This is a genomic window from Xanthomarina sp. (genome assembly GCF_035306605.1).
Classification (GTDB): Bacteria; Bacteroidota; Bacteroidia; order Flavobacteriales; family Flavobacteriaceae; genus Xanthomarina.
Genome location: NZ_DATGNR010000081.1, coordinates 1 through 11,087 on the forward strand (window position 1 = coordinate 1; position 11,087 = coordinate 11,087).

11 protein-coding genes and 1 pseudogene are annotated in these 11,087 nt (G+C 34.2%); 10 read left to right on the top strand and 2 right to left on the bottom strand.

Annotation, left to right across the window (positions count from 1 at the left end; translation table 11 throughout):
• Positions 1–968 (bottom strand): annotated as a pseudogene (locus tag VKY41_RS11100) (S9 family peptidase); the annotation flags it as partial.
• 169 nt (positions 969–1,137) lie between these two features.
• Here VKY41_RS11100 and VKY41_RS11105 point away from each other — a divergent pair.
• Together VKY41_RS11105 and VKY41_RS11110 are read left to right on the top strand one after the other, a co-directional pair.
• The gene (locus VKY41_RS11105; protein ID WP_500814526.1) at positions 1,138–2,148 is read left to right on the top strand and encodes a 3-oxoacyl-ACP synthase III family protein; all 1,011 of its coding nucleotides are present in this window, start codon (positions 1,138–1,140) and stop codon (positions 2,146–2,148) included.
• 403 nt (positions 2,149–2,551) lie between these two features.
• Positions 2,552–2,914 carry a CoA-binding protein gene (locus VKY41_RS11110; protein ID WP_500814527.1) on the top strand — a complete coding sequence of 121 codons (363 nt, stop codon included), beginning with the start codon at positions 2,552–2,554 and terminating at the stop codon, positions 2,912–2,914.
• 76 nt (positions 2,915–2,990) lie between these two features.
• On the opposite strand, the gene VKY41_RS11115 is transcribed toward VKY41_RS11110, so the two are convergent.
• Positions 2,991–4,430 carry a sodium:solute symporter gene (locus VKY41_RS11115; protein WP_500814528.1) on the bottom strand — a complete coding sequence of 480 codons (1,440 nt, stop codon included), beginning with the start codon at positions 4,428–4,430 and terminating at the stop codon, positions 2,991–2,993.
• Positions 4,431–4,565: 135 nt separating this feature from the next.
• Between VKY41_RS11115 and recR the strand changes: the two genes are divergently transcribed.
• The 8 genes from recR to rpmB all read left to right on the top strand — a co-directional run.
• Complete coding sequence (recR, locus tag VKY41_RS11120) at positions 4,566–5,183, top strand: recombination mediator RecR (protein ID WP_500814529.1); 618 nt, start codon at positions 4,566–4,568, stop codon at positions 5,181–5,183.
• Between the two features lie 10 nt (positions 5,184–5,193).
• On the top strand, positions 5,194–6,300 hold the full coding sequence (locus VKY41_RS11125; protein WP_500814530.1) for a glycosyltransferase family 2 protein: 1,107 nt from the start codon (positions 5,194–5,196) through the stop codon (positions 6,298–6,300).
• An 80-nt stretch (positions 6,301–6,380) separates the two neighbouring features.
• Complete coding sequence (locus VKY41_RS11130) at positions 6,381–7,676, top strand: dihydrolipoamide acetyltransferase family protein (RefSeq protein WP_500814531.1); 1,296 nt, start codon at positions 6,381–6,383, stop codon at positions 7,674–7,676.
• A 154-nt stretch (positions 7,677–7,830) separates the two neighbouring features.
• Positions 7,831–8,607 (top strand): exonuclease domain-containing protein, encoded by a 777-nt coding sequence (locus VKY41_RS11135; protein WP_500814532.1) that lies wholly within the window; start codon positions 7,831–7,833, stop codon positions 8,605–8,607.
• Positions 8,608–8,661: 54 nt separating this feature from the next.
• On the top strand, positions 8,662–9,273 hold the full coding sequence (locus VKY41_RS11140; RefSeq protein WP_500814533.1) for a fumarylacetoacetate hydrolase family protein: 612 nt from the start codon (positions 8,662–8,664) through the stop codon (positions 9,271–9,273).
• Positions 9,274–9,615 carry an Hpt domain-containing protein gene (locus VKY41_RS11145; RefSeq protein WP_500814534.1) on the top strand — a complete coding sequence of 114 codons (342 nt, stop codon included), beginning with the start codon at positions 9,274–9,276 and terminating at the stop codon, positions 9,613–9,615. It begins immediately after the preceding gene.
• Positions 9,615–10,862, top strand: coding sequence for a competence/damage-inducible protein A (locus VKY41_RS11150; protein ID WP_500814535.1), 1,248 nt, complete (start codon positions 9,615–9,617; stop codon positions 10,860–10,862). The genes VKY41_RS11145 and VKY41_RS11150 overlap by 1 nt, the downstream gene beginning before the upstream one ends.
• A gap of 114 nt (positions 10,863–10,976) precedes the next feature.
• On the top strand, positions 10,977–11,087 hold a 111-nt coding region (rpmB, locus tag VKY41_RS11155; protein WP_324313360.1), incomplete at its 3' end, for a 50S ribosomal protein L28.

Here is an 11,087-nt window from a genome sequence, read left to right on the forward strand (position 1 = left end):
ACATCTCTTTTTCCAGTTCTTTCAGCCATAAAACCTTTTGGTAAGTCTTCAATTAAAGGAACTTCTAAAAAGGTGTTTACAAAATCGCCATTTACTTTGTAAATAGTGGTTGTTGAAGGGAATCTATAATAAGGTACTAAGTATGAGAACGGTCTATTTATAGTGGTAATCATGACGTAATTACCATCAGGTGAAAAGGAAATATCGCGATACATGTCGCTTTTTTTCCAAAGCTTAGAACTTCCATCAATGTTAATTTTGTAGAGTTCAGCCTGTGTTAATAGTTCGAAATTATATTCGTCGTTTTTGTTTTTAAGCAAATCTTGATAGGTTCTGTTTTGTGCTTCTACACCAGCTTCGCTTATAGAAACTATTGGTCCGGTTGGAACGGCTTCTTTAGAGTCTATTAAGGCTTTTCTATTAGCAGGAAGAGTGGTAACTAGTAGCGACTTACTGTCTTTAAACCAAGTAAACGGTCTTCCCATATTGGCATTTAAGTTTGGCTGACTGATTTTAGTAGCCTTAGCCTTTTCAATGTCTAAAACCCAAAGTTCAACCCCAGTAGTTACGGTGTTTGTAAATGCCATAAACTTTTGGTTTGGCGACCAAGAGAAATTAGCTAAGCGGGCGTTTTCAGGCAAATCCATGACAGTTATTTCCTTGGCATTTTGACCAGCTTTTACCTTTATATCATTGTAATATCGGGTTCTACTACCAATATTTGTTGCAGGATTAATACGAAGACCACCTAAACGCATTTCTGTTTCAGAAAGTTCTTCAATATTTTTATAGTTGCTTCTATAAAGAAAGACAATGTTTTTGCCTTGTCTATCAATTTGAATACTTGGAGCTAAAGGAGCTTCAGCTAGTTCTAGAATGTTTTGATGAGGTTTTTGATACGTTAGGTTTTCTTGTCCGAAACTTAAAAAGCTAACCAACAAAAACAGGGTAAGTAAATGTGATTTCATGAAATTTGTTTTTAAAAAATTAAAACTACTAAAACTTCAATATGTTATTATTAAAACGTTGTTAAAAAAGCAAACTGACCATAAAACTTATATTTAAAGAATTAAAAATTACAAGAATGCTATTTAATGTTTAAATTGCAAACCTGATTAATCGACTAAAAAACTTTTTATGTATAATTCCAAAATAATTGGTTTAGGGAAATATGTTCCTGACAATGTGGTAACCAACGACGATTTATCCAAAATGATGGATACTAATGATGCATGGATTCAAGAACGTACAGGTATAAAAGAAAGACGATGGGTAAAGCCAGGGTCTGAAGACACTACTTCTGTCATGGGGCTTAAAGCGGCAAAAGTTGCCATAGAGCGTGCTGGAATTGATAAGGATGATATCGATTTTATTGTATTCGCAACCCTAAGTCCAGATTACTATTTTCCTGGTCCAGGAGTTTTTGTTCAAAAGGAATTAGATATAAAAACCGTAGGAGCCTTAGATGTCCGCAATCAATGCTCAGGATTTATTTATGCCTTATCTGTAGCAGATAATTTTATAAAAACAGGAATGTATAAAACGATACTAGTTATTGGTAGCGAATTACATTCTCATGGTTTGGATAAAACAGATAGAGGACGAGGAGTTTCGGTTATTTTTGGTGATGGAGCAGGAGCTGCTATTTTAACTAGAGAAGAAGATAATTCAAAAGGAATTTTATCTACGCACTTACACTCTCAAGGAGAATATGCCGAAGAATTAGTGGTAAAAGCTCCGGGAATGGGAACTCGTTGGGTAACAGATATAATTGCTGAAAACAATCAAGACGATGAAAGTTTTTACCCTTATATGAATGGACAATTTGTATTTAAAAATGCCGTTGTTCGTTTTAGCGAGGTAATCAATGAAGGCTTGGTAAAAAACAACCTTCAAGTAAGCGATATTGATATGTTAATTCCGCATCAAGCTAATTTGAGAATCTCCCAATTTATCCAAAATAAATTTAAACTTACAGATGATCAGGTGTTTAATAATATTCAAAAATATGGTAACACCACGGCTGCCTCTATTCCTATTGCTTTAACTGAAGCTTGGGAAGAAGGAAAAATAAAAGAAGGAGATACTGTGGTACTTGCTGCTTTTGGAAGTGGTTTTACTTGGGGTTCTGTAATAATGAAATGGTAATGCCTTTATTGTAATAGAACAACAAGCTTAGGCTAAAATTTATAATATCAAAAAACCCGAAACAATTATGTTTCGGGTTTTTCTTTACTAACCAATTTTTAACTAACACTAACTATAAAAATTAATTACAGTTGTTTACTTAAACTTATCACTTGTTACTATAGACGTATAAAAGTTGTTTTTATTTCATAGGAATCTGAGTTTAACTATCATTTAACAGTTTAAAATTAAAAACCCAAAGCACTTAGCTCTGGGTTTTTTTAATTTAATAGCCATACTTAACACTAACCATCAACTATTACGTTGACTATTAAATATTTTATAAACTTTTTGTATTTACTTAATAGAGGCCTATTTTTGAGTATTGTTACTTTTATTAACATTACTTAACACTATTTAACAGATGAGTAAAAAAACATTAGTGCTTGGGGCTTCCTTAAATGAAGCTAGATATTCAAATATGGCCGTTACCCGACTTAAAGATTCGGGTCATGAGGTGGTTGCTTTTGGTTTAAAACAAGGAACCATAAATGGTGTATCTATTGATACAGATTTAAAGCCTTATGAAAATATTGACACCGTAACCCTTTACTTAAACCCTAAAAATCAAGTAGCTTATTACGACTATATTTTGTCGCTAAATCCAAAACGTGTTGTTTTCAATCCTGGAACAGAAAATCCAGAATTCTATGATATTCTAAAAACAAATAATATCGACTTTGAAGTGGCTTGTACCTTAGTGTTGCTTTCTATAAATCAGTATTAGAGCTGTTTAAAGAGTTTTAATGTTAAATAGGCCTAACGTTTTAGGTTTAAAAATTTTCCAGACTATTAACGAGTTACTAGGCTTTCCTCTTTATTAATAATAACCCTATAAAGGTTAATAATCCGTTTAGGATTAAGATGAAGAATCCAAATTCAAATCCTAACCATTTCGCACTAAGAACGCTAATTATATAAGATAAAATAGGTGATAGTATTGCAATAATAGGAACTAGTTTGTCTTTTACCTGCCATTTTGTAAATAAACCAAAAGCATATAAGCCTAATAAAGGACCATACGTGTAGCCGGCAAATACAAATAACTTTGCAATCACGCTTTCATCTTTGATAATATATTTAAACGAAACAATCACTAGTATTAAAATGAAAGAAAAAAGGATGTGAATTTGCTTTCTTTTCGCAACCTGTGCTTTTTCGTCCAATTTCTTTTCAATATCTAAAATATCAATACTAAATGATGTTGTTAAAGCTGTTAAAGCACTGTCGGCACTGCTATATGCGGCAGCAATTAATCCGATTAGGAAGAACACAAAAACACCTACACCCAAATGGTTTTTAGCAAGTATTGGGAATAAATCGTCCTTGTGGGCATCTATACCATTTTGTTGAGCATAAACGGTTAACAGTAAACCTAAACATAAGAAGACAAAGTTTACAACGGTTAAAACAATGGTAAACCAAAACATGTTTTTTTGAGCATCCTTTAGGGTTTTGCAAGTTAGGTTTTTTTGCATCATATCTTGATCCAAACCGGTCATTACTATAGCTATAAAAGCTCCAGAGATAAACTGTTTCCAAAAGTAGTCGCTCGAATTATAATCGTCGAAAAAGAAGGTTTTCGACATGTCGTTGTCTAAAACAAAACTTAAGATGTTACCGGTAGTCAAGCCTAATTCATCACTAACAAAATAAATGGTAACCCCAACGGCAATCAGCATAAATAGTGTTTGAAGCGTATCGGTCCAAACAATGGTTTTTATTCCAGATTTAAAGGTATACAGCCAAATAAGTAAAACGGTAATAATTACTGTTTGCCAAAAGGCAATTCCAATTTCATCAAAAAGAATAACTTGTAATACATTGGCAATTAAAAACAACCTAAAACTAGCTCCAACGACCCTCGATATTAAGAAAAAAGAAGCTCCAGTTTTATAGGAGTAATTTCCAAAACGTTCTTCCAAATAGGTGTAAATAGAGGTTAAATTAAGCTTATAATACAAAGGAAGGAGGATGGTTCCAATAACTAAATAGCCCACCACATAACCTAAAACCACCTGCATATAGCTAAACTGCGAAGTTTCAATCCAGCCAGGAACCGAAATAAAAGTTACACCAGAAAGCGAGGCGCCAATCATTCCAAAGGCTACTAAATACCATGGAGACTGTTTGTTTCCCTTAAAAAAAGCGTCATTTCCAGATTTTTTTCCTGTGAAATAGGAGATTAAAATTAAAAGACCAAAATAGGATAAAATAAGAAGGATTATTTGAGTTGCATTCATAAGAATATCTGTTTCAAGGGGTCAAATTACATGTATTATAAGGCAAAAACCAAATTTTTATTTATGAAGCTCGACTATTTAAAAAGAATCATATAAAATTAGTGTTATTTGTCTCTAAGTAGTAAATTCGCAGCTATGGAATTTTCGTCTAAACTTTTAGAAAAAGCAGTCAATGAGATGTCGCAATTGCCAGGTATTGGTAAGCGCACAGCTTTGCGATTGGTGTTGCATTTGCTACGGCAGCCTGAAGATCAAACACTTCAGTTGGCTAAGGCATTGGAAGCTATGAGAACGGATATAAAATTCTGTAAAAGTTGTAATAATATTAGTGATAATGAAATCTGTGAAATTTGTGCAAACCCACATAGGACACAGGAAATTATTTGTGTGGTAGAGGATATTCGCGATGTTATGGCTATTGAAAACACCAGTTCGTTTAAAGGTTTATATCATGTGCTTGGTGGAAAAATTTCGCCTATGGATGGCATTGGTCCCAACGATTTAAATATCCAACCTTTGGTAGAGAAAGTTAAGCAAGGTAGCGTAAAGGAACTTATTTTTGCTTTAGGATCTACTATGGAAGGAGATACCACTAATTTTTATATTTATAAACAAATTCAAGGATATGAAGTAACAACTTCAACCATTGCTCGTGGTATTTCGGTTGGAAATGAACTGGAGTATACCGACGAAATCACACTAGGTAGAAGTATTATTAATCGTATCCCTTTTGAATCTTCTTTAAAATCTTGACCTCATACCCTTGAAGCTATCCGTTATCATATTAAATTATAATGTTCGTTATTTTTTAGAGCTATGCCTAAGAAGTGTCGAAGCAGCTATTACCAATATTGATGCTGAAATTATTGTGGTGGACAACCTGTCGCCGGACGATAGTTGCAACATGGTAAAACAATTGTTTCCTAATGTAAAACTTATTGAAAATAAATCGAATGATGGATTTTCAAAAGGGAATAATCTTGGAATAAAACAAGCTCAAGGAGAGTACCTGTGCATTTTAAATCCAGATACGGTTGTTGCTGAAGATACCTTCGAAATTCTTTTAAAATTTGCCGATAAAACCCCGGATTTAGGAATTTTAGGTTGTAAATTAATAGATGGTAAGGGAGAGTTTCTTCCGGAAAGTAAGAGGAATGTACCTACACCAATGGTTTCTATCCAGAAGTTGTTCGGTTATTCCAAACCCTATTATGCCCACCATTTAAGTCCAGATCAAACAGGAAAGGTGCCGATGCTGGTTGGAGCCTTTATGATTATAAAAAAGAGTATTTATAATGAAGTTGGCGGATTGGACGAAGATTACTTTATGTATGGCGAAGACATTGACCTTTCTTATAAAATATTAAAAGCAGGGTATCAAAATTATTACCATCCTGAAACGGCGGTAATTCACTTTAAAGGAGAAAGCACCTTAAAGGACAAAGCTTACGCCAAACGATTTAATGGCGCCATGCGCTTGTTTTTTAAGAAACATTTTAAGCCTAATTGGCTTTTTAATATATTAATTTGGATAGGTATTAAAGTTGTTTCGGTTTTTTATCCAAAAGGTGAAAAGTCTACAAGCAACGTGTCCGAATACGTTTTTGTTTCAAATGAAAACATACAAAAACTTGAAACCACTTTAAGTAAAAAACTAAGCACACAAACAGAAGTTAATAGTTATCAACCTAATTTTGAGTATATTTTGGATACAGATTTCTTAGGCTTTAAAAAAGCCATCGATATTGTGGCCAAAAATGATATAACACAGGCAAGTACATTTAAATTTTTATTGAAAAAATCTCAAGTTGTTTTAGGAAGTAATAGTTCCAAAAGCCGAGGAGAAGTTATTCATATTAAAAATAATTAATTAAAGAAACTGTAATAGATTAGATGAATTTTCATTAATTTTGCAGTCATAATTTAAAAAAATACCTTTCCATTACAGATATGGCAAAATTTGAATTAAAACTCCCTAAAATGGGTGAAAGTGTTGCTGAAGCAACAATTACTTCTTGGTTAAAAGAGGTAGGAGATACTATTGAAGCAGATGAAGCGGTTCTAGAAATTGCAACTGATAAAGTAGATAGCGAAGTGCCTAGTGAAGTGACAGGCGTTTTAGTCGAAAAATTATTCAACATAGACGATGTCGTTCAAGTAGGGCAGGTTATTGCCATTATCGAAACCGAAGGTGAAGGCTCAGGTGAAGTTGCTGCTCCAAAAGTAGAAGCTGCAGAAAAAGCTGTTGTAGCTCAAGTAGCCCAAACGGTGGAAACTGCAAAAGAAACTGTAGCCGCTGTTAGTTCATCGGAAGATAGATTTTACTCTCCTTTAGTGAAGAATATTGCTAAGGAAGAAGGCATTTCTCAAGCTGAATTGGACAGTATTTCTGGAACAGGAAAAGATGGTCGTGTTACTAAAAATGATATTCTAGCTTATTTAGAAACTAGAAAATCTGCTCCTCAACCAGTTAAAACGGTAGAAGCACCAAAAGCAGCTCCTGCAAAACCTGCTGCAGCTCCTGTGGTTGTTAGTGGAGACGACGAGATTATAGAAATGACTAGAATGGGCAAGATTATTGCTCATCACATGGTAGAATCAGTTCAAACTTCAGCGCACGTTCAGAGTTTTATTGAAGCTGATGTAACAAAAATATGGAACTGGAGAAAGAAAGTGAAAGATGCATTTGCTAAACGTGAAGGTGAAAACTTAACCTTTACTCCAATTTTTATGGAGGCTATTGCAAAAGCTTTACGCGATTTCCCTATGATGAATATTTCTGTTAATGGCGATACCATTATAAAGAAAAAACATATCAACCTTGGAATGGCAGCAGCTTTACCAGACGGTAACTTAATTGTGCCTGTTATTAAAGATGCCGACCAACTTAATTTGGTTGGAATGACTAAAAAGGTAAACGATTTAGCTAATAGAGCTAGATTAAACCAATTGAAACCAGACGATATTCAAGGAGGAACCTATACAGTTACTAACGTGGGTACTTTTGGTAGTATCATGGGAACTCCTATTATCAATCAACCACAAGTGGGTATTTTAGCTCTTGGAGCAATTAGAAAAGTTCCTGCTGTTGTAGAAACCCCAGAAGGAGATTTTATAGGTATCCGTTATAAAATGTTCTTATCGCACTCTTATGATCACAGGGTGGTAAATGGTGCTCTTGGAGGACAATTTGTAAAAGCTGTTAAAGATTATTTAGAAGCTTGGGACCCGAATAGAGAGATTTAGTTAATAACGTTTATATATTAATAGAAAAGCACAATTTTTTAGGGTTGTGCTTTTTTTTTGTTTTCTAGAGAACCAAAGTCCGCTCCTTAGCTTTGTACGATATATGAAGCACTTTTTTATTTATTCTCTTTATATTTACCCAAAATAAATACACATGCAACTTAATCTTACAAGACCTATCTGTTTTTTCGATTTAGAAACTACAGGAGTTAATATTTCAACCGATAGAATAGTCGAAATCTCCATTCTAAAAGTACATCCAGATGGTAAAGAAGAGCGCTATACACGATTGGTAAACCCGACCATTCCAATTCCTGCTGAAGCAAGTGAAATTCATGGAATTTCAGATGCCGATGTAGCCGATAAGCCTACATTTAAAGATTTAGCTAAGGAAGTCCATAACCTGATAAAAGATTCAGATTTAGGAGGGTTCAATTCCAATCGATTCGATATTCCGTTGTTAGCTGAAGAAATGCTTCGTGCAGAGGTTGATTTTGATATGAAAAATAGAATGTCCGTTGATGTGCAAACTATTTTTCACAAAATGGAACAAAGAACTCTAGTTGCAGCTTATAAATTCTATTGCGATAAAAAATTAGATGGTGCACATAGTGCTGAAGCAGATACCTTGGCTACCTATGAGGTGCTAAAGGCGCAAATAGCCAAGTACGATGAGTTGGAAAACGACACCAAGTTTTTGGCCGAATTTAGTTCGCGTAAAAAGTTTGCCGATTTCGCTGGATTCCTTATATATAATAAGGAAGGAGAAGAGTGTTTCTCTTTTGGAAAACATAAAGGTAAACGTGTTGTAGATGTGTTGGAAACCGAGCCTGGTTATTTTGGTTGGTTGCTTAATGCTGATTTTCCTTTATATACTAAAAAAATATTGACGTCTATTAAATTAAGGTCTTTAAACAATAAACTGGATTAAATAGACGCACTTTCGTTTAAAATTTAATAACTAACATTTTAATAGGTAACATTTATGAAGCTTATTTGTATCGGACGAAATTATACAGATCATATTAAGGAGTTGGAAAACGAAAAACCAACCGATCCTGTCGTATTTTTAAAACCAGATACCTCTATATTAATGAAAAAGCAGCCCTTTTTCATTCCAGACTTCTCTAATGATGTCCATCATGAAGTGGAAATTTTGGTAAAAATCACGAAAGTAGGGAAGTATATTGATAAAAAATTCGCCCATAAATATTACGATGAAATAGGTTTAGGCATTGACTTTACGGCGCGCGATTTACAAGCAAAACTCAAAGAGAAAGGGTTGCCGTGGGAAAAGGCAAAAGCCTTTGATGGAGCAGCTCTAGTTGGTAATTGGTTGCCAAAAACAGAATTTGATAATTTGGATAACATCAATTTTTCATTAGAAAAGAATGGTGAAATCGTTCAAATTGGTAATACCATGCACATGCTCTGGAAAATCGATGAGTTGATAGAATATATCTCAAAATATTTCACTTTAAAGATTGGAGACATTATCTTTACTGGAACCCCAGCTGGAGTTGGGAGGGTTGATGCTGACGATAAGTTGAAGGGGTTTATAGAAAACAAACAAATGTTTTCAATAACTGTAAAATAAATGGAAGTAAATTATAAATTATATCGAGTAAGAGAATTGGCCGATGGCGATGAGGAATTTGTGAAAGCTTTGGCCGAAGCCTTTTTGAGTGAAGTTCCTGAAGATGCAGAAACTTTAAAAAATGCTGTTGCTAATAAGGATTATTATACCACCTATCAAGCTGCCCATAAAATGAAACCCACTATCGATTTGTTCGAACTTGGGGTGCTTCATGATTTAATTGAAGTCCAAGACTGGGGGAAATTTGAAAAGACAGGTATGGATATATCGGGAAAACTCCTTAAGGTTCTTCAGGCTGTTGAAAGCGCTTCAGAAGAGATCAAAAGAGACTTTAATCTGTAATGCAAGCAGAAATTATTACCATTGGAGATGAGATTCTAATCGGTCAGATTGTAGACACTAATTCCGTTTTTATTAGTAAAGCACTTAATGCTATTGGTGTTTCTGTATACCAAATAGAATCTATTCAAGACGATAAAGAGCATATATTAAAAGCTTTAAAGGAGGCTGAAACTAATGCAGACATTATCGTCATTACTGGAGGCTTAGGTCCTACAAAAGATGATATCACTAAAAAAACCATTGCTGAATACCTTAATGATACCTTGGTTCAAAGTGAGGCTGTTTTAGAAAACATCCATAGTCTCTGGGAAAAGTACATCAAACAACCTTTATCTAAAGTTAATATCGATCAAGCTTTGGTGCCTTCTAAGGCAGAAGTTTTAATGAATGTTAATGGTAGTGCTCCCGGAATGTGGATAGAACATAACGGTAAAATATTTATTTCTTTACCAGGAGTGCCTTTCGAGATGAAAGCCTTAATGGAAAACCATGTAATTCCTAAATTAAGAGAAACCTATAAGTTTCCGTATATTAAACACACAACCATTCTAACCTATGGTTTAGGTGAAAGTTCCTTGGCAGAAAGAATTGAAGAGTGGGAGGATAGCTTGCCAGAATTCATTAAGTTGGCATACTTACCTGGGTTAGGTAGAGTGCGTTTGCGATTATCTGCGAAGCACATGGATAAAAATTTGGTGGAGACTGAGATTCAAAAACAAATCGATAAGCTCTTACCGCAATTGGAAGATATTTTTGTGGGTTTTGAATCCGATGATTCCATTGAAGCTATTATTGGCAATCAATTAACGCATTTAGGAAAAACACTTGCTACAGCAGAAAGCTGTACAGGAGGAAAAATAGCCGAGTCACTTACTAAAATACCAGGAGCATCAAATTATTTTAAAGGAAGTGTCATCAGTTATGCGACCCAATCGAAAATAGACGTTTTAAAGGTGCCTGAAGCACTTATTAAAACACATTCAGTTGTAAGTTCTCAAGTAGCAGAAGCTATGGCACAACGTGTTTTGGAAATGTTTCAATCGGATTATGCTATTGCTGCCACAGGAAATGCCGGGCCAGATAAAGGCGATTCCGATGCAGAGGTTGGAACGGTTTTTATTGCTATAGCTACAAAAGACGCTGTTTTTTCGCAAGAATTTAATTTAGGAAACCATAGAACACAAGTAATTAGGAAAGCTGTTAACAAGGCTTTTGAAATGCTGCAAAAAGAAATTTTAAAAAAGTAACAATTTTAGTTTGTTGATATTATAAAGTTTTACTAAATTTGCAGCCTGTTTAAAACCATCTCTCGTGGATTGTTTATAAACAGAATAAAATAACAATATTTAAAGTTAGAAGAAATGTCAAGAGTTTGTGAACTTACTGGAAAGAAAGCGATGGTTGGAAACAACGTATCTCACGCAATGAATAAAACAAAGCGTAAATTTGATGCAAATCTTATTAAAAAACGT